The following is an 18,286-nucleotide window of genomic DNA, read 5'->3' as shown; positions in this document are numbered from 1 at the left end:
TTGACGCGTGATGTTTTCACGCCTTGCGGACGCATCGGTCGACGCATCGCGCAGTACATTGCATAGCACATCGAGCGCGCAATATTCAGGACCCCAAAAAGAAACGACCGCCCTGCTCATCACAGGACGGTCGCCCTCTCTTCGCCAGAAGATATCAGGCCGGCACGCCCGATTCGTCACCGCGCAATCCGTACCGGCACATGAGGCGGTACAGCGTAATGCGCGAGATTCCCAACTCTGCGGCCACTTCCGTCAGACGGTGACAGTGGCGCAGCAACGCCTGCTCGATGGCCGTTTTTTCGGCCTCCGCGCGAATTTCCTCTAGCGTGCGCACCAGCGTGGGTACCCACGGCAGAAGATCGAGATCCTTGGCCGAAATCATGCGGCTATCGGCCATCACGATGGCCCTGCGCACGCGGTTGATCAACTCGCGCACGTTGCCCGGCCAGTGATATTCGTACATCGCCTGCACCGCGCACTGCGTGAAGCCGCGGATCTTGCGATGGTTATCGCCTTTGAAACGCTGGAGCACGTGATGGGCAAGAATTTCGATGTCCTGCCCGCGCGCGCGCAGCGGCGGTTCGTCCACACGCAGCACGCACAGACGATGGAACAGGTCCATGCGGAAGCGCCCTTCTTTCACTGCCGTCTCGAGATCGACGTGCGTCGCAGAAATGATGCGCACATTGACCGGAATGACTTCGTGGCCGCCCAGACGCTCGATTGCGCCCTGCTGCAGGAAACGCAGCAGACTCGCCTGACTCTCGATGGGCAGGTCGCCGATTTCGTCGAGGAACAGCGTGCCGCCGTTGGCGGACTCGACGCGACCGACTTTACGCGCGTTGGCGCCGGTAAAGGCACCACGCTCGTAGCCAAATAGTTCGGACTGCATCAAATGTGGAGGAATCGCGCCACAGTTGATGGCGACGAAGGGCCCCTTCGCACGCAACGAGCGCTCGTGGATCGCCACCGCGCTCAGTTCCTTGCCCGTGCCCGACTCGCCCGAGATGAAGACGGGGGCATCGGTATTGGCCACCTTGCGAATCGTGCGAAAGAGTTGCTGCATCGCTTCACACGTGCCGACCATTTCCTGGTCGCCGCCGACTTGCGGCGTGATGATCGGCACTTCACACAGCGATGCCATGCCCCATGCATGGCCGATCGAATGCGCGAGCTGATCGTTCGTGCAGGGCACGTTGACGTAGTCGAAGCAATAGTCGCGAATGAGGCGACGGATCGACGTCGTCGAAAGTTGTTCGGGATTTGTCGCGGCAACCCAGCCGACCGTGGCCGGTTGCATGCAGGACTCGAACGCGCCCATCTCGCGGTCGCTATAACCGCTCGCCAGGTCGATGAGTGCTGCGCTGGTGACCCCCGGATTGAGAATGCGACCGACGTCGCTGGCGCTCTTGGCCGGCACGACTTGCCAGCCTTGCTCTCCCAAAAACGACAGCAAGCCATCGTTGTGCTTTCGGGAAGCGTAAATCAGGGTGCGCCCGGTATCGTTAGCCATACCTTAACTCCCTGCCTAAGCAGTGCCTGCGCGCAAATTATTGGGTCTTAGACCGGGATATGCGCAACAGGTTAAACGGCCCCACGCCGCTCGGGAGTAATGGTGTTCCCCGTGTTGTTGGGTCCCCAAGTCGGCAGGTTCAGAATAGAGGACGGGGATATGCGCAGATATAGCGAATAACAGCTAATCCGATTGGATGAGAGTACGAGTACCTACGCGCAAAGGCGGACGGCGTCACGTCCGCGTCATGCTCAGAGCGTATGTCTGTCGAGGACGGCTCGGGCGATTGTCCCGGCGTCTACATACTCCAGTTCGCCCCCGACCGGCACGCCTCGCGCGAGTCGGCTGACGCGCAAACCGCGCGCCTTGAGCGTCTGTCCAATGTAATGGGCGGTGGCTTCGCCTTCGTTGGTGAAGTTGGTGGCCAGCACCACTTCTTTCACCACGCCGTCGGTGGCGCGGCGAATCAGTTGCTCGAAATGGATCTCGCCCGGCCCCACGCCGTCGAGCGGCGACAGATGGCCCATCAGGACGAAATACAGACCCTTGAAGGTCATCGTCTGCTCAAGCATGTTCTGATCGGCGGGCGTTTCCACCACGCACAGCAGGCTTGTGTCGCGCTCGGGATCGAGACACGTCTCGCAGATTTCCACCTCGGTGAAGGTGTTGCAGCGCGCGCAATGGCGGATCTGCTCGGAGGCATGCACCAGCGCCTCGCCCAGCCGCACCGCGCCTTTGCGGTCACGTTGCAGCAGATGGTAGGCGATACGTTGGGCGGACTTCGGGCCGACACCCGGCAACGCGCGCAAGGCGTCGACAAGTTCCTGAAGGCTCGAGAGCTGGAGCTGGGGCATGCGTCGTCTTTCTATGGAAGCTGACCGGTCAGGCTCAGAACGGCATCTTGAAGCCCGGCGGCAGCGGCAGACCGGCGGTCAGGCCACCCATCTTTTCTTCAGCCGTTGCTTTAGCCTTGCGCGTGGCGTCGTTGATCGCCGCCGTCACGAGGTCTTCCAGCATGTCTTTGTCGTCGGCCAGCAGGCTCGGATCGATGGTCACGCGACGCGCTTCGTTCGCACAGGTCATCACGATCTTCACCAGACCCGCACCCGACTGACCCTCAACTTCGATCTGAGCCAGTTGCTCTTGCGCCTTCTTCATGTTTTCCTGCATTTGCTGAGCCTGTTTCATCAGACCCGCGATGTTTCCTTTCAGCATCTTGACTCCTGAGTAAATCGTGTGGGGTGCCTGTTGGGGGCTTTCACGCAACGCGTTCATGGCCTGTCGCGTCGACAGGAAGACACCAAACGCGCGTTTAGGGAGAAGGATTCGAAAACCCGTCGCCCATTTCCGAAAGCGAACTTGCTTATTGTACCGGGCGAATGCTTCCCGGAAGGATCTGAGCGTCGAATTCCTCGATCAGTTCTCGCATGAGCGGATCGTCGGCAATCGCCTGTTCGGCGGCCCGTTGACGCGCTGCTGCCGCTTCCGCAGCCAACGAGGCGGCCGTCGTGCCGACCTGCCCCAGTTCGACGTGCAATTGCACGTCGCCGCCGAAGTGCTCCGAAAGCACCTGACGCAGTTTGTCGGTGGTCGCCGCGTCCGCCAATTGGCGCAGCGGCACGCGCAAGTGCAAGGCGCGCCCCGCCACTTCCGTCAGCTCGCTCTGGAAGGCCAATTGCTGTGCGAGACCCCGTGCCGGGATCTCTGCGGCCAGTGCCGGCCATTCGCCCGTAAAGACCGGGGCGACGCCGTCGGCTTCGCGATAGACGCAGGCGCGCGGTGCTGCCGCCGGTGTGGGTGCTGCGGCTGACGCCTCCGCAGATGCGGCAGGCTCGGGCTCCGGATCGGCACCGGCCGGTGCTTCGTCCGACGCCCTCGCCGTGCCAGCGCGATTGGCGTTGGTTGCACCGCCGGTGCGCCCTGCCGTGCCCTTACGTCCCGCGTTCAGCGCAGCGAGCGCGGCACGTGCAGGCGACATCGGGGCACCGTCGGTCGGTGCGCTACTGCGTGCGGCCGGGGCTCGGCGCGCTTCCGGTTGTGCTGCCGGTGCCGCCGATGCGGCTGCTGGTGCGGACGGCGCAGCCGATGCGCGCGGTACCGGATCGCCGCCCATCGGGGCACGCGAAGGTGCTGGCGCGGCGGACGCGCTGGCAGGCATCGCTCGCGCAGCGCCTGCAGCCTGTGGCGTCGGCGGCTCGGCGAGCGTGCCGCCCGCGAGCAGCGGCGTGAACGCCGCCATGCGCAACAGCGCCATCGAGAAACCGGTGTATTCGTCGGGTGCCAGACCGAGTTCGCCACGCGCGCGCGTGGCGATCTGGTAATAGAGCTGAACCGCTTCAAGCGACAGCGCTTCGGCCAGACGTCGCACGTCCGCCGCTTCGGGCCAGTCGTCGGACACGGCCTGCGGGGCATATTGCGCCAGCGCGATCTTGTGGAGCAGGCTGCCGAGATCCTGCAGCCCCGACGCGAACGAGAAACTGCGCTCGGCCATTTCGTCGGCAATCGCGAGCAGATCGGTGCGCGACTCGTCTTTGAGCGCGTCCAGCAAACGCACCAACACGCTCTGGTCGATTGCACCGAGCATACCGCGCACGGCCGTCTCGGTGAGCGGTCCGGCAGCGTAGGCGATGGCCTGATCGGTGAGCGATAGCGCATCGCGCATGCTGCCGCCCGCCGCTTTGGCGAGCAGACGCAACGCCTGCGGTTCGTTCTCGATCCCTTCTTCGCCGAGGATGTTCGTGAGGTGCGACACGATGTGCCCTGCCGGCATCTGCTTCAGATTGAATTGCAGACAACGGGAAAGCACGGTGACCGGAATCTTCTGGGGATCGGTCGTCGCGAGAATGAATTTGACGTGCGCAGGCGGCTCTTCGAGCGTCTTGAGCATCGCGTTGAAGGCGTGCCCGGTGAGCATGTGCACTTCGTCGATCATGTAGACCTTGAAGCGCGCGTCCGCCGGTGCATAGACCGCCTTTTCGAGCAGCGACGTCATTTCGTCGACGCCACGGTTCGAGGCCGCATCCATTTCGACGTAATCGACGAAGCGCCCTTCGTCGATGGCCTTGCACGCCTTACAAACGCCGCAAGGTTCCGCCGTAATCCCCGTCTCGCAATTGAGCGCCTTGGCCAGAATGCGCGAAAGCGTCGTCTTGCCGACGCCGCGCGTGCCGGTAAACAGATAGGCGTGATGCAGGCGCTGTTGCTCGAGCGCGTGCGTCAACGCACGCACGACATGCTCCTGGCCCACCAGGGTCGAGAAGCCTTTGGGGCGCCATTTGCGCGCGAGTACTTGATAGGTCATGCCAAATTGTAACAGTTCGGCGTTGGGCTTCAGCACCGATGTCAACGCCCGATCGGACGTCGATCGAGCACGATTTCCCCGCCAGATTCGGCAGGCTATCGATGCGATAGAAAAAAATGTTGGGCGATTCTACCAAGCCCGTCGAGACCACGCGAGACGCGGGACAAGATGCGCGCCGCCATCGCAAGCGACATGGCACATACCGACGACGAACGCATCCCGTCCATCGACAATGAGGGCAACGCGACGAGGCTTCAAGGGGAATCGAGAGTGCGCAGAACGCGCGAGGAACATCGGTAAAACAAGGAGGTAGGTGACGAGCCTGACCCTCGGCACTGGTAGAAAACGGCTGTGGCTGCTTCGTTCCCGACCTGACCAGATTGGCCGCGCCACCATGCGAGGAGGCCCGTCAGGGAGAGATTCTATCAGAGTCGACGCGTCAACAGAAGCCCAACGCGCAAGAAAGTGGGACGACAAGCGCTCGCGGGCGCGTCGCCGCGTGCGGGAGCAGCGCGCGCAAGCCTCGGCAATTTCCGCTAAGATGAGCACAAACTGCATTGGCGAACGCTATTGAAGCCCGCGATTGCAGCCTCCATATGGAGAATGCACGCCCGCGAAAGCTGGGTGACATCTCCAGCGTCGGTGAAAACAAACGGCGTATGGCGCCATTTTCATCGGACGTTTCCGAATAGTCAGACGAGGCAACAATACTCATGAGCGAAACTATCAAGCACATCACCGACGCCAGCTTCGACGCGGACGTTTTGAAATCCGACAAGCCGGTGCTGCTCGACTTTTGGGCAGAATGGTGCGGCCCCTGCAAGATGATCGCCCCGATCCTCGACGAAGTGTCGAAGGAATACGGCGACAAGGTGCAGATCGCCAAGATCAACGTGGACGAGCACCAGGGCGTGCCGGCCAAGTTCGGCATTCGCGGCATCCCGACGCTGATTCTGTTCAAGAACGGCGCTGTCGCCGCTCAGAAGGTCGGCGCCCTGTCGAAGTCGCAACTGACCTCGTTCCTCGACGGCAATCTGTAAAACGTCGACGGCAAGTGCCGGGGCCTTTGTCGCCACAGTGCGACACCCCGGTACGGGCCAAGTGGCTCAGTGCTTGCGCCTGACGCTGCTTGCTATATAATCCGCCCAAAAGCACCCCAAAGTTCTTCGAGCGTTCGCTCACTTTTCCCTGATCATTCACTTGTCGTCCAGCGGACGGCACCTCCGTATGCATTTATCCGAACTAAAGTCCCAGCACGTCTCCGAGCTGCTAGAAATGGCGAACGGTCTCGAAATCGAGAACGCCAACCGCCTTCGCAAGCAGGAGCTGATGTTCGCCATTCTTAAGAAGCGCGCAAAGTCCGGCGAAACCATCTTTGGCGACGGTACGCTCGAAGTGCTGCCGGACGGCTTCGGTTTCCTGCGCTCGCCCGAGACGTCGTATCTGGCCAGCACGGACGATATCTACATCAGCCCGTCGCAGATCCGCCGCTTCAACCTGCATACCGGCGACACGATCGAAGGGGAAGTGCGTACGCCGAAAGACGGCGAGCGTTATTTCGCGCTGGTGAAGGTCGACAAAGTCAACGGTCACCCGCCCGAGGCCTCGAAACATAAGATCATGTTCGAGAACCTCACGCCGCTGCACCCGAACAAGCCGCTGCTGCTCGAGCGCGACATTCGTGGTGAAGAGAACGTGACGGGCCGCATCATCGACATGATCGCCCCCATCGGTAAGGGCCAGCGTGGTCTGCTCGTCGCTTCACCGAAGTCCGGTAAGACCGTGATGCTCCAGCACATCGCCCACGCGATCACGGCCAACCACCCGGAAGCCAAGCTCTTCGTGCTGCTGATCGACGAGCGCCCGGAAGAAGTGACGGAAATGCAGCGCTCGGTGCGCGGCGAAGTGATCGCGTCGACGTTCGACGAACCGGCCACGCGTCACGTCCAGGTCGCTGAAATGGTCATCGAGAAGGCCAAGCGCCTGATCGAAATGAAAGAAGACGTGGTGATTCTGCTGGACTCGATCACGCGTCTGGCCCGCGCCTACAACACCGTGATCCCGGCATCGGGCAAGGTGCTGACCGGCGGTGTGGACGCCAACGCCCTGCAACGCCCGAAGCGCTTCTTCGGTGCGGCGCGTAACGTCGAAGAAGGTGGCTCGCTCACGATCATCGCCACGGCGCTGATCGAAACCGGCAGCCGCATGGACGACGTGATCTACGAAGAATTCAAGGGCACGGGCAACATGGAAGTGCACCTTGAGCGTCGCCTGGCGGAAAAGCGCGTCTATCCGTCGATCAACCTGAACAAGTCGGGTACGCGTCGCGAAGAGTTGCTGATCAAGCCGGAAATCCTGCAAAAGATCTGGGTGCTGCGCAAGCTCATCTACGATATGGACGAAGCCGAAGCAATGGAATTCCTGCTTGGCAAGATCAAGCAGACGAAGAACAACGCCGAGTTCTTCGACCTGATGCGCCGCGGCGGCTGATCGTTACGATCCCTCTCCCGCGCATCACGAAAAAAGCCGCGACACCCCGTCGCGGCTTTTTCATTGCACCGCTACGGCGCGTGCCTCCCCTGCCCCGAACACCCCACCGTGCCACCCACGCATTGCCCCGCGCTGCGACGATGCTGGCTGTCACGATGCCTGTTATATGATGGGACGATACCGCGCGCTCGCTGCCGGTACGCCTTCCCCCAAAGCGGTTCCCGAAGGAGAAATTGCAATGTCCGAGAAAGACGAATTGATGGCGGAAGCCTTCGCCCACCTGGAAGCCGGAGACCCCGAAACGGCCCTGGAGATCGGCAAACGGCTTGAGTCGATGCAGTACTCGGGCGCCTATGAGGTGCAGGCCATGGCCTACGCCGACATGGACGAAATGGAACAGGCCGTGACGGTACTCGAAGCCGGTGTCGCCCACGCACCTGGCGTCTGGCTGCTCTGGCAGTTGCTCGGCAACTATCGCTCCGATCTCGGACGCTTCCCCGCCGCCATCGAAGCCTACGAGGCCGCAGGTAATTGCGCGCCGGACGAAGACCTCGTCATCGTCGACTTCAATCACGCCAACGCGCTCACCCGTCAGGGCGATTTCGCAGCCGCACAAACGCGCCTCGACCGTACGCTCGAAAGCCCGCATCTGGCGCAAACCGGACGCGCTTTCATCGAGAACGCGATTGCACTTCGCATGCACCTGTTCAACGCTCAGGGCGAGCCAAAGGCGGCCATCGCCACGTACGAAGCGCTGCGCACGCAGGAGCACGGCGAAGAAGGCAGCAATGTCTCGATGGCCGACGTGCTGGCCGAGCTCTCGCACGCGTACAAGCAGTCCGGCGACCACGACAAGGCGCTCTCGACCGCGCTGGAAGCTGTGCAACTCTACAAGTGGAGCGACGCCGCCCTGTGGGCCCTGCGCGCCGCGCGCAACGAACAGTCGGACACCGCCCGCGCGATGCATCTGATTGTGGAAGGCCAATGGTACGAGCCGCTGGAAGACGAAGATCCGGATGGCCCCGCCCCTGAGTTCGTGACTACCTACGACGTCGTGGCGGACGACGAAACCGAGGCGCTGCGTCTGATCGCCGAATGCGAGCCGCCGCAGGTGCGCGAGTCGCTTCGCATTGCCGAGACGCACCCCATCGAGACCGATGACGCCGAGGATGCCGAAGCCGCCTCGTCGACGGCCTACAAGGGCGTCTACGCCACCGGCGATTACCACATGTATCAGCCGGGCGAAGAAGGCGACTTGCTCGAAGAGTGAGCCGACATGACGTCATCGGGCATCGCACGATCGACGTCATGAGCGAGCGACACCCCAAACGAAAACGGGCGCCGGAATCTCTCCGGCGCCCGTTTTTTTCAGGACGTCGTCACTTCACGACGCCCTTCCCATCACTTCATCACTTATAGCCGGCACGATCCAGAATGCGCTGCGCTTCCGGCAGATTCTTGGCGATCGTGCCGATGGGCACGTCTTCCGCCTTGAACTCGCCGAGGGCGGCGAGCGCCGCGTTGTCGACCTTGGTCGTCGGCACGGCCGGCCATTCGTTGTTGCCGTTGGCGAAGTATTGCTGCGCTTCGTCGCTCGCCAGATATTCGAGGAACTTGACCGCATTCGCATGATTCGGTGCGTGCTTGGCAATGCCCGCCCCCGCCACGTTCACGTGCGTGCCCTTGCCCGCCTGATCCGGCCAGATGAAACCGACCTTCGACATCAGCGCCTTGTCTTCCGGCTTGTCCGAGCGCGCCATGCGCACGTAGTAATAGGAGTTGGCGAGCGCTACGCCGCACTCGCCCGTCGCCACGGCCTTGATCTGATCGGTGTCACCACCGCGCGGCGCGCGAGCGAAGTTCGCCACCATGCCTTCCGCCCACTTCTGCGTCGCCTGAGCGCCTTCACGCGCGACCAGCGCGCCGACCAGCGAGAGCATGTACGGGTGCGATCCCGAGCGCGTGCAGACTTGTCCCTTGTGGGACGGATCGGCCAGCGACGCGTACGTCTGCACCGTCTTCGGATCGACCTTGTCCTTGTTGTAGACGATCACGCGCGCACGCGTGGAGAAACCGTACCAGTCGGTGCCTGCCTTCGAACTCGCGGCGTGCAGCTTGGCCGGAATACGCGCATCGAGCGTAGCCGACTTGGTCGACTGGAACAGCCCGGCTTCGTCCGCCTTCGCCAGACGTGCCGCGTCGACCATGAGGATGACGTCCGCCGGGCTCTTCGCCCCTTCGCTCTTCAGGCGCTCCAGCAGCGCCGCGTCGTCCGCCTCGATACGATTGATCTTGATGCCGGTCTGCTTGGTGAATGTGCCGTAAAGCTGCTCGTCGGTCTGGTAGTGACGTGCCGAGTACAGATTCAACACGCCTTGGGTGTCCGCTTGCGCGCCGAATGCCGCGGCCATCGTGGTGCCGAGCACCGTCAGTCGCGCCAGTTTGCCGATCGTCTTCGCCTTCATGGGCTATTCCCCTCGCAGTCATGGTTTTACAGAGAGGAACAGGATAATGAAAAATCATTATTAACGCAAATGATTCCCATTCGCGTTTATTCACATATTCACTATCGGGGACGGAAAAATCGAGAGAGGGAGGAAAGATGCCGAACGGCGATGAGGGATGGAGCGAAACCACGCAGGTAACGGCAGATAAGACGAGGCACCGCGCCAAAGGTTCCGCGTCAGGTCACCTTCCATTGATGACACCCTCGAAAAGTGAACTGATGAGTGTCTTCAACGCTCCAATCGCCGTAAAATTGCGCGTCGACGCACCGGCCACCCCATCACAACGATTCAAGGTGCCGCGAGCGTCTGTCCTGCCCTGCCGGAGTTTCCCCTTGTTGTCGTTGATCCCAAATCTGCGTCGCGCACGCACCCCGTTCGCCGCGCTCGCCGTGGCCGCCCTGATCGCCGGGTGCGCCAGCGCACCTCCGATGAATTCGCAAGGCCCGTCGGCCTCGGCGCCGACTACGGTCCCGCCGGTCGCCCAGACGCCGACGACACCCGTCACGCCCATCACCCCGCCCAAGATCATCCGTCCGCTGAAGATCGGTCTGGCGCTCGGCGGCGGTGCCGCGCGCGGCTTCGCGCACGTCGGCGTCATCAAGGCGCTCGAAGCCCGTGGCATTCATGCCGACATCGTCGTCGGCACCAGCGCCGGGAGCGTCGTGGGGGCGATGTACGCCTCGGGCCTGAACGGCTTCCAGTTGAACCGTCTGGCATCGACGATGGACGAGGCCTCGATCAGCGACTGGACGATGCCGTTCCGCTCGCGTGGCATGTTGCGCGGCGAGGCGCTTCAGTCGTACGTCAACAAGGTGCTCAAGGACCGCACGATCGAGCAGATGCCGCGTCAGTTGGGCATCGTCGCCACCGACTTGCAGAGCGGCGCACCGATTCTGTTCCGTCGCGGTAACACTGGGCAGGCCGTGCGCGCATCGAGCAGCGTGCCGGGCGTGTTCGAGCCGGTGCATATCGGCAATCGCGATTACGTCGACGGCGGTCTGGTCGCACCGGTGCCCGCGGAATATGCGCGTCAGATGGGGGCGGACTTTGTCATTGCCGTCGACATCTCGCCCAATCCGACGGCGCAAGCTACACAAGGCCAGTTCGACATCCTGATGCAGACGTTCACGATCATGGGACAGTCGATCAAGCAGTACGAGCTGGAGAAGAATGCGGACATCGTCATTCGTCCGTCGCTGGCGAAGATGGGCGCCTCGGACTTCCAGGGGCGCAACCGCGCGATTCTGGCGGGCGAGGAAGCCGTCGCCAAGATGTGGCCGGAGATCCAGCGCAAACTGGCCGACGCCCAGTCGGAAGCGCCTAAAGGCATGCCGCAGGCATCACGCTAAGCCGGTACGCCGCACACGCCCCTCGCCCCAAACAAAAATGCCGCCCAATGGGCGGCATTTTTTCTGCATCGAACCCCGCACTGTTCGCGGGGATCGACGACTTACATCGGGTGGTCGTTCTTGAAGAGCTGCTCGACGCGCGTGAGTTCGGCGCTGGCCTTGAGCGTCTCGACACGGCGAGCGCCGTTGTAGCGAGCCGACCAGTACGATTCGCGCAGGTCTTCCACGCGGATCTTGCCGCCCGTTGCCGGGGCGTGCACGAACTTGTCGCCGCCAATATAGATACCGACGTGGGAGAAGCTACGACGCATGGTATTGAAGAACACCAGATCGCCCGGCTTCAGATCGGTCTTGGCAATGCGCTCGCCCACCTGGCTCATTTCTTCCGAGCGGCGCGGCAGCATGAAATTGAGCGTGTCCTGGAACACGTAGCGCACGAAGCCGCTGCAATCCAGACCGCTGTCCGGCGTGTTGCCACCGTACTTGTAACGAACGCCGATGTAGTTCAGCGCGCCAAGTACGACGTCCGACGCCTTGTCAGTCACATTCGACAGCAGCTTCTGCGCACGTTGCACACGCGACTCTTCGACGACCGGCTGAGCGGCGTCGGCGGACACAGTGGTGACGTTTGCGGTGTTCGGGGAAGCGTTGCTGGCTTGAATGGCCGCTGCGGCAGCGCGGGCTGCGGCGGTCGGGCCATTGTTGTAGTCGTCAGCCTTCGCCGTCAACGAGGCGGTGACGAGGCCAGCGGCAGTGAACGCGAGAAGGAGTGTCTTGCGGGTGCGCGGAGGTTTCGTCTGCATTGGTCGCCGGGTTGGTTGAGTCGGATGGCCGATGAGTAGCTCGTCAGTTGCAACAGGATGCTGCTGTGTTGAAAACCTTCGAGTCACGCCCGGCTGACCCACCGCCGAACTTGTTGTCTTAACCGACCTCTGACGAGACCGGTTAACTCGTTGAATAATCAACTTAATTGGTACGCGATAGTAATGTGAACGTCACATGATGTCAAAAGGTAATAGAAAAAAACAATCAGCGCAATCAGGAAATTTTCATTAACAATCAAGCGTTTGCAATTTAGCCGATGTTCTGCGACGTTATATGACGTTTCACGGCAATGTCACGGACCTACAGCATGGCCGCCGCGACCAGTTCCCGGGTGTAGGCGTTCTGCGGATCAAAAAATACCGATTCCGTATCGCCCTGCTCCACCAGATGCCCGTCCTTGAACACCAGAACCCGGTGTGCCATCGCCCGCATGACCGCCAGATCGTGGCTGATGAAGAGGTAACTCAGGTTGTACTTGATCTGCAATTGGGCCAGCAGATGGAGCACCTGCTGCTGAATCGACACGTCGAGCGCGCTCGTCGGCTCATCGAGCACGAGAATTTGTGGATCGACGATGAGCGCCCGGGCAATGGCAATCCGTTGCCGTTGACCACCGGAAAACTCATGCGGGTAACGCGACATGGCACGCGCGTCGATGCCGACCTCGCGCAACGTTTCCGCCACTTTGGTCCGCCGCTCGTCCTCGCTCATCTGCGGGCGGTGTAACGCCAACCCCTCGCCCACGATTTCCTCGATCGTCATGCGCGGCGACAACGAGCCGAACGGATCCTGAAACACGATCTGCATGCGTGAGCGCAAGGTGCGCTGCTTCGTGCCGCGATACGACGCAAGCGGTTCGCCCTGAAACTCGACTTGCCCCGCGCTCGTGTGCTGAAGACCGAGCATGGCCATCGCCAGCGTCGTCTTGCCCGAACCCGACTCACCGACCACCCCGAGCGTCTCGCCCTGACGCAGCGACAAATCGACCGGATGCACGGCCCGGAAGCGACCGCGCCGGAACCAGCCGCGTACGCCCGGCTGCGCCGTCGCATAGTCGACGGTCACGCCCCGCCCTTCGAGCAACACCGGCGCAATCGGAAGCACCGGATGAATCTCCCGCTGCGGACGGCTGTCGATGAGCTTGCGCGTGTACGGATGCTGCGGATTCGTGAATAGCGTCTCGGTGTCGGCGCACTCGACCAGCACGCCCTTCTCCATCACCGCCACGCGCTGCGCGAAGCGTCGCACCAGATTCAGATCGTGCGTGATGAGCAGCACTGCCATACCGCGCTTCTCGGCGGCGTCGCGCTGCAACTCGAGCAGCAATTCGATGATCTGCGCGCGGATGGTGACGTCGAGCGCCGTGGTCGGCTCGTCCGCCAGCAACAGCTTGGGACGGCAGGCAAGCGCCATCGCGATCATGGCACGCTGACGCTGGCCGCCCGACAGCTCATGCGGGAAATGCGACACGCGACGCTCCGGCTCGGGAATGCCCGTGCGGCGCAGCAGTTCGATGGCGCGCGACTTGGCGTCCTTCTTGGACAGCCCTTCGTGCAGCTCCAGCGCCTCGGCAATCTGCTCACCGATCGGATAGAGCGGGTTGAGCGCCGTCATCGGCTCCTGGAAGATCATGGCGACGTCGTTGCCGCGCAGCCCGCGCATTTCGCGCTCGCTCACCGAGGCGAGATCCACGCCGTCGAGCAGAATGCGCCCCTGAATCTGCGCGTCCTGCAACAGACGCAGAATGGCGAGCGCCGTCACGCTCTTGCCCGAGCCCGATTCGCCGACGAGCGCGACCCGCTCGCCGCGCTCGATGGCAAGGCTCACATCCTTGACGGCTTCGGTGTCGCCGAAGCGCACCGAGAGGTTTTCGATACTGAGGAGCGGCGCGTTCACATCGCCCCCCCGGCCGCGGCCTGCTTGTCCGCGACACGCGTGTCGAGCGCATTACGCAAGGCGTCTCCCATGAACGTGAGCAACAACAACGTGAGCACGAGCACGACGAACGTCGCCAGCGAAATCCACCAGGCGTCGAGGTTCGCCTTGCCTTGATTGAGCAGCTCGCCAAGACTCGGTGTCGGCGGCGGCACACCGAGCCCGAGGAAGTCCAGACTGGTGAGCGCCAGAATCGCCCCGCTCATACGGAACGGCAGGAACGTGATGACGGGCGTCATGCTGTTGGGCAACACGTGACGTCGAATGATCTGCCAGTTCGACAGCCCCATCGCCCGCGCCGCGCGCACGTAATCCAGTTGACGGTTACGCAGGAATTCGGCCCGCACGTAGTCGGACAGGCCGATCCAGCCGAACAGCGACAGCAGCACGAACAACAACCACAAATGCGGCTCGAAGATCGACGCGAAGATGATGAGCAGATACAGCTCGGGCAACGATCCCCAGATTTCGATCAGCCGCTGCAAGGTGAGGTCGATGCGTCCGCCGTAAAAGCCCTGCACCGCACCCGCGAGCATGCCGAGCAGCGTGCCCGAGACGGTGAGCGCTAACGCAAAGATCACCGACAGGCGGAAGCCGTAAAGCAGCCGCGCAAAGACGTCACGACCTCGGTCGTCCGTCCCCAGCCAGTTCTCCGACGACGGCGGTGCCGGGTTCGGCACCTTCGCAAAGTAGTTGATGGTGTCGTAGCTGTAGCGCACCGGCGGATAGATCGCGAAGTTTTCGCCCGCGCGAATACGGTCTTCGATGAAAGGATCGAGATAGTCCGTCGGCGTCGGGAAGTCACCGCCGAAGGTCGCTTCGGGGTACGTCTTCACCAGCGGGAAGTACCACTGCCCTTCATAGCGCACGACCCATGGTTTGTCGTTGGCAATGACCTCCGCAAACAGGCTGATGCCAAACAACACGACGAAAGCGACGAGGCTCCAGTAACCGAGCCGATGGCTGCGAAAGCGCCGCCAGACACGCCAGCGTGGCGAGCGCGATGCGGCAAAGGACGTCGGGCGTTGCGATGGCGTGGCGGATCGGGTCACGTCAGTGCTCCACTCGATCGAATTGAATACGCGGATCGACCAGCACGTAGCAGAGGTCGGAGATGAGCTTGGTCACCAGCCCGATGAGCGTGAACAGATACAGCGAACCGAGCACGACCGGATAGTCGCGGCGCTGCACCGATTCGTACGACAGACGGCCGAGCCCGTCGAGCGAGAACAGCGTCTCGATCAGCAGACTGCCCGCAAAGAACGCGCCAATGAACGCCGCCGGAAAGCCGGTGATGAGCGGAATCAGCGCATTGCGGAACACGTGCTTGAACAACACCTTGCGTTCGGACAACCCTTTGGCGCGCGCCGTCAGCACGTACTGACGACGGATTTCGTCGAGGAATGCGTTTTTCGTCAGCATGGTGATGACGGCAAAACTACCGACCACGGACGCCGTCACCGGCAACGTGATGTGCCACAGATAGTCCATGATCTTCGCTGGCCACGACAGATCGCTCCAGTTGTCCGAGACGAGTTCGCGCAACGGGAACAGTTGCCAGAAGGTGCCGCCGCCAAACAACACCAGCAACAACACGCCGAGCACGAAGCCCGGGATGGCATAGCCCACCAGCACCACCAGACTCGTGAGCGTGTCGAAGCGAGACCCGTTGCGCACCGCCTTGGCGATACCCAACGGCACCGATATCAGGTAAGTGAGGAAGAACGTCCATAGCCCCAGCGAAATCGACACTGGCAGCTTCGAGACGATCAGCGACCACACGCTCTGATGATGGAAATAGCTCTGCCCGAGATCGAAGCGCGCGAAGCGTTTGAGCATGAGCCAGTAGCGCTCCATCGGCGTCTTGTCGAAGCCGTAAAGTGCTTTGATCTGGGCGAGTTGCTGGGCGTCGATGCCACGACGTCCCCGATAGTCGCTGCCGCCTCCGCCACCACTCGCCTCACCACCGCCGCCACGCCCTTTGAGTTCGAGCATCACCTGCTCGACGGGGCCGCCGGGCACGAATTGAATCACCGCGAAGGTCAGCGTAATCACGCCGAGCAACGTCGGAATCATGATCAGCAGTCGTTTGAGAATGTAGGACCACATGATTAACGGGTCACTCCTTGCGAAGCTGCTGAGGCTGCTGAATCTGCTGAAGTTGCCGGGGCGGGCGTGCCTTGCGGTTCACCCTTCGCCCCCTTCTCGCCACCGTCCCACCACATCGCCACGAGCCAGCCTTCGGCGGTGAAGTACAAAGGCAATTTTTCAGGGAATTGCAGATTGCGTTTGTACGCCATGCGATGCGTCGACGAGAACCAGTGCGGCACGATGTAATAACCGTGCATCAGCACCCGGTCGAGCGCACGCGCAGCGGCGACGAGATCGTCGTAGGAGTGCGCACGCACGAGGCTACCAAGCAGCGAATCGACCGCAGGATCCTTCAGGCCGATCACGTTATCCGACCCATCCACGTTCGCCGATTGGCTGCCGAAACGGTCGAGCAGTTCGGTGCCGGGGATCTGCGAGTCGGGATAGCGCAGCGAGATCATGTCGAAGTCGAATGTCTCGATGCGCTTTTGATAGAGCGCGAAATCGCTCTGACGGAAGTTGAGTGTGATGCCGAGCTTCGCGAGATTGCGGGCATACGCCGACGCCACCGGTCCCATCGCCCCACCATCGTCGAGAAACTCGAAAACGAACGGTTCGCCCTTCGCGTTACGCAGTGCGCCGTCGCGATACGTCCAGCCCGCCTGCGCCAGCAGTTCGCGCGCCTCGCGCAGGTTGTCGCGCAGGCTCGCGGGAGGCGTCGTCGTCGGTTGCACGACCATCGGCCCGAACACGGCAGGGTCGAGCTTCTTGCGCAGCGGTTCGAGCAGCTTCAACTCCGCCTCGCTGGGCATACCGCGCGCGGCGAGGTCGCTGTTCGTGAAGTAGCTGTAGATACGCTGATACTGGTTGTAGAACAGTTGACGGTTCAACCACTGATAGTCGAGCGCGAGATCAAGCGCCTTTCGCACGCGCACATCTTTGAACAAGTCGCGGCGCGTGTTCACAATGAAGCCTTGCATGCCCGCCGCGTTGTGATGCGAGAACTCGCGCTTGATCAGTTCACCATCCTTGAAGCGCTTGCCGACGTAACTGCGCACCCAACTGCGGGCACGGTATTCGGTGATTGCGTCGAACTCACCCGCCTTGAAGCCTTCGAGCCGCACGATGTCGTCGGAGTACAGCTTGTAGACGATGCGCTCGAAGTTGTACGTGCCGCGTCGCACCGGCAGGTCGTTACCCCAGTACTTCGGATCGCGCCGGAAGGTGATGCGACGCCCGCCGTCGTACGATTCGATCAGATAGGGGCCACTCGCCACCGGACGCTCGAAGGTCAGCGCATCGAACGCCTTCTTCTTGCCGTCCGCCCCCACGATCCACTTGGGCGAGAAGACCGGCACCGACGCCACGAGCAACGGCAGATCGGGGCTCACGCGTTTGAAGTCGAACCGCACACGACGGTTGTCGAGCACGCTCACGCTCTTCACATCGGCCAGCATCACCTTGAAGCCGGGGGCCGACTGCGGACTCATCAGCGTATCGAAGGAATATTTGACGTCCTGCGCCGTGACCGGGTCGCCGTTGTTGAAGCGCGCCGCCGGGTTGAGGTGGAACGTGACGGAGGCGCCGTCGGGCGCGACGGCGATGTCATCGGCAAGCAGACCGTAGACCGTCGCGGGCTCGTCGGCGCTGCCGATGCCGAGCGTCTCGAACATGAGACCGGACACGCCGGGCGCTGACGTGCCGCGCAACGTGAACGGATTGAACTTATCGAAGCTGGTGCGACGGTCGGGGTTCGCGAGCGTCAACGTGCCGCCGCGCGGCGCATCGGGATTGACGTAATCGAAGTGCGTGAACCCCTGCGGATACTTCGGCTCGCCGTACTGGGCGATGGCGTATTTCGCGTGCGCCGCGGACGTCGCCAGCAGACCGGCAACCAGTGCCGCCGCGACGGGCGCAGTGCGCGACACCGTCAGTACTCGAGAAATGCGCCGGAAACCGAAGCGTACGGCACGAACGGAAGAGACAGCGAGATCGGCGCGCGGCGTCGGGAGAATCGATGACGCCAGAGAGGTCACGAAACTGCGGAGCGAGCCCCGCGTCGTGTGTGGATGCCGTGTTGTGCGCGCGTTCATGCGTCTCCTGTGTTGGTCGGCCAGCGCCAGCCTGCCCCGGGGTCCGGACGCATCCAGCCCCACCCCTTCGGTCCGCCCGAAACATCCCGTAACCACTCCCTCACGCACATTTCCCGCATGAGGCTTGGCGTCACGGCCGGACCGCGCGACAATTGTACCCAAAAGCCCGGCGTTCACCGCAC

Annotated in this window: 14 protein-coding genes and 1 other RNA gene; 4 read left to right on the top strand and 11 right to left on the bottom strand. The window is 62.2% G+C overall.

The annotated features are described in order from the left end of the window. Positions 1 to 154: 154 nt before the first annotated feature. The 5 genes from ACIQWO_RS02290 to ffs form a co-directional block, all read right to left on the bottom strand. A complete protein-coding gene (locus tag ACIQWO_RS02290; protein WP_039399105.1) occupies positions 155 to 1,513 on the bottom strand; it encodes a sigma-54 dependent transcriptional regulator in 1,359 nt (452 codons plus the stop codon). A gap of 251 nt (positions 1,514 to 1,764) precedes the next feature. Then, positions 1,765 to 2,367, bottom strand: coding sequence for a recombination mediator RecR (gene recR / locus ACIQWO_RS02285; protein ID WP_039399107.1), 603 nt, complete (start codon positions 2,365 to 2,367; stop codon positions 1,765 to 1,767). 34 nt (positions 2,368 to 2,401) lie between these two features. Continuing rightward, positions 2,402 to 2,728 carry a YbaB/EbfC family nucleoid-associated protein gene (locus ACIQWO_RS02280; protein WP_150738606.1) on the bottom strand — a complete coding sequence of 109 codons (327 nt, stop codon included), beginning with the start codon at positions 2,726 to 2,728 and terminating at the stop codon, positions 2,402 to 2,404. A gap of 148 nt (positions 2,729 to 2,876) precedes the next feature. Beyond that, on the bottom strand, positions 2,877 to 4,814 hold the full coding sequence (gene dnaX / locus ACIQWO_RS02275) for a DNA polymerase III subunit gamma/tau (RefSeq protein ID WP_402818663.1): 1,938 nt from the start codon (positions 4,812 to 4,814) through the stop codon (positions 2,877 to 2,879). 312 nt (positions 4,815 to 5,126) lie between these two features. Continuing rightward, an RNA gene (gene ffs / locus ACIQWO_RS02270) (signal recognition particle sRNA small type) lies at positions 5,127 to 5,225 on the bottom strand. A gap of 302 nt (positions 5,226 to 5,527) precedes the next feature. Between ffs and trxA the strand changes: the two genes are divergently transcribed. The 3 genes from trxA to ACIQWO_RS02255 all read left to right on the top strand — a co-directional run bounded on the left by trxA (position 5,528) and on the right by ACIQWO_RS02255 (position 8,574). Continuing rightward, complete coding sequence (gene trxA / locus ACIQWO_RS02265; RefSeq protein WP_039399110.1) at positions 5,528 to 5,854, top strand: thioredoxin TrxA; 327 nt, start codon at positions 5,528 to 5,530, stop codon at positions 5,852 to 5,854. A gap of 187 nt (positions 5,855 to 6,041) precedes the next feature. Continuing rightward, on the top strand, positions 6,042 to 7,304 hold the full coding sequence (gene rho / locus ACIQWO_RS02260; RefSeq protein ID WP_039399112.1) for a transcription termination factor Rho: 1,263 nt from the start codon (positions 6,042 to 6,044) through the stop codon (positions 7,302 to 7,304). Positions 7,305 to 7,542: 238 nt separating this feature from the next. Then, a complete protein-coding gene (locus tag ACIQWO_RS02255) occupies positions 7,543 to 8,574 on the top strand; it encodes a hypothetical protein (RefSeq protein WP_402818658.1) in 1,032 nt (343 codons plus the stop codon). 139 nt (positions 8,575 to 8,713) lie between these two features. Here ACIQWO_RS02255 and ACIQWO_RS02250 read toward each other — a convergent pair whose 3' ends face one another. Next, complete coding sequence (locus ACIQWO_RS02250) at positions 8,714 to 9,769, bottom strand: extracellular solute-binding protein (protein ID WP_402818655.1); 1,056 nt, start codon at positions 9,767 to 9,769, stop codon at positions 8,714 to 8,716. Between the two features lie 374 nt (positions 9,770 to 10,143). On the opposite strand from ACIQWO_RS02250, the gene ACIQWO_RS02245 reads away from it, so the two are divergent. Continuing rightward, positions 10,144 to 11,160 carry a patatin-like phospholipase family protein gene (locus ACIQWO_RS02245; RefSeq protein ID WP_402818652.1) on the top strand — a complete coding sequence of 339 codons (1,017 nt, stop codon included), beginning with the start codon at positions 10,144 to 10,146 and terminating at the stop codon, positions 11,158 to 11,160. Positions 11,161 to 11,261: 101 nt separating this feature from the next. On the opposite strand, the gene ACIQWO_RS02240 is transcribed toward ACIQWO_RS02245, so the two are convergent. From ACIQWO_RS02240 to ACIQWO_RS02220, 5 genes are all read right to left on the bottom strand, one after another. Then, positions 11,262 to 11,963 carry a C40 family peptidase gene (locus tag ACIQWO_RS02240; protein ID WP_402818649.1) on the bottom strand — a complete coding sequence of 234 codons (702 nt, stop codon included), beginning with the start codon at positions 11,961 to 11,963 and terminating at the stop codon, positions 11,262 to 11,264. Between the two features lie 322 nt (positions 11,964 to 12,285). After that, complete coding sequence (locus tag ACIQWO_RS02235; protein WP_402818646.1) at positions 12,286 to 13,881, bottom strand: ABC transporter ATP-binding protein; 1,596 nt, start codon at positions 13,879 to 13,881, stop codon at positions 12,286 to 12,288. Beyond that, a complete protein-coding gene (locus ACIQWO_RS02230) occupies positions 13,878 to 14,972 on the bottom strand; it encodes an ABC transporter permease (RefSeq protein ID WP_402818643.1) in 1,095 nt (364 codons plus the stop codon). The genes ACIQWO_RS02235 and ACIQWO_RS02230 overlap by 4 nt, the downstream gene beginning before the upstream one ends. A 1-nt stretch (position 14,973) precedes the next feature. Further along, positions 14,974 to 16,029: a microcin C ABC transporter permease YejB gene (locus tag ACIQWO_RS02225; protein WP_046291582.1), complete on the bottom strand. Its 1,056-nt coding sequence runs from the start codon at positions 16,027 to 16,029 to the stop codon at positions 14,974 to 14,976. A 2-nt stretch (positions 16,030 to 16,031) separates the two neighbouring features. Then, positions 16,032 to 18,104, bottom strand: a complete 2,073-nt coding sequence (locus ACIQWO_RS02220) for an extracellular solute-binding protein (RefSeq protein ID WP_402818639.1) — start codon at positions 18,102 to 18,104, stop codon at positions 16,032 to 16,034. Between the last annotated feature and the right edge of the window lie 182 nt (positions 18,105 to 18,286).

Source organism: Pandoraea sp. NPDC090278, from assembly GCF_044772185.1.
GTDB lineage: Bacteria > Pseudomonadota > Gammaproteobacteria > Burkholderiales > Burkholderiaceae > Pandoraea.
The sequence above is the reverse complement of the archived record's forward strand: the minus strand, read 5'-3'. Positions and strand labels throughout refer to the sequence as shown.

Excerpts from the sequence above, each read along its gene's own strand:
- ACIQWO_RS02290 (WP_039399105.1), bottom strand. The coding sequence starts at position 1,513 with ATGGCTAACGATACCGGGCGCACCCTGATTTACGCTTCCCGAAAGCAC.
- recR (WP_039399107.1), bottom strand. The coding sequence starts at position 2,367 with ATGCCCCAGCTCCAGCTCTCGAGCCTTCAGGAACTTGTCGACGCCTTG.
- ACIQWO_RS02280 (WP_150738606.1), bottom strand. The coding sequence starts at position 2,728 with ATGCTGAAAGGAAACATCGCGGGTCTGATGAAACAGGCTCAGCAAATG.
- dnaX (WP_402818663.1), bottom strand. The coding sequence starts at position 4,814 with ATGACCTATCAAGTACTCGCGCGCAAATGGCGCCCCAAAGGCTTCTCG.
- trxA (WP_039399110.1), top strand. The coding sequence starts at position 5,528 with ATGAGCGAAACTATCAAGCACATCACCGACGCCAGCTTCGACGCGGAC.
- rho (WP_039399112.1), top strand. The coding sequence starts at position 6,042 with ATGCATTTATCCGAACTAAAGTCCCAGCACGTCTCCGAGCTGCTAGAA.
- ACIQWO_RS02255 (WP_402818658.1), top strand. The coding sequence starts at position 7,543 with ATGTCCGAGAAAGACGAATTGATGGCGGAAGCCTTCGCCCACCTGGAA.
- ACIQWO_RS02250 (WP_402818655.1), bottom strand. The coding sequence starts at position 9,769 with ATGAAGGCGAAGACGATCGGCAAACTGGCGCGACTGACGGTGCTCGGC.
- ACIQWO_RS02240 (WP_402818649.1), bottom strand. The coding sequence starts at position 11,963 with ATGCAGACGAAACCTCCGCGCACCCGCAAGACACTCCTTCTCGCGTTC.
- ACIQWO_RS02225 (WP_046291582.1), bottom strand. The coding sequence starts at position 16,029 with ATGTGGTCCTACATTCTCAAACGACTGCTGATCATGATTCCGACGTTG.
- ACIQWO_RS02220 (WP_402818639.1), bottom strand. The coding sequence starts at position 18,104 with ATGAACGCGCGCACAACACGGCATCCACACACGACGCGGGGCTCGCTC.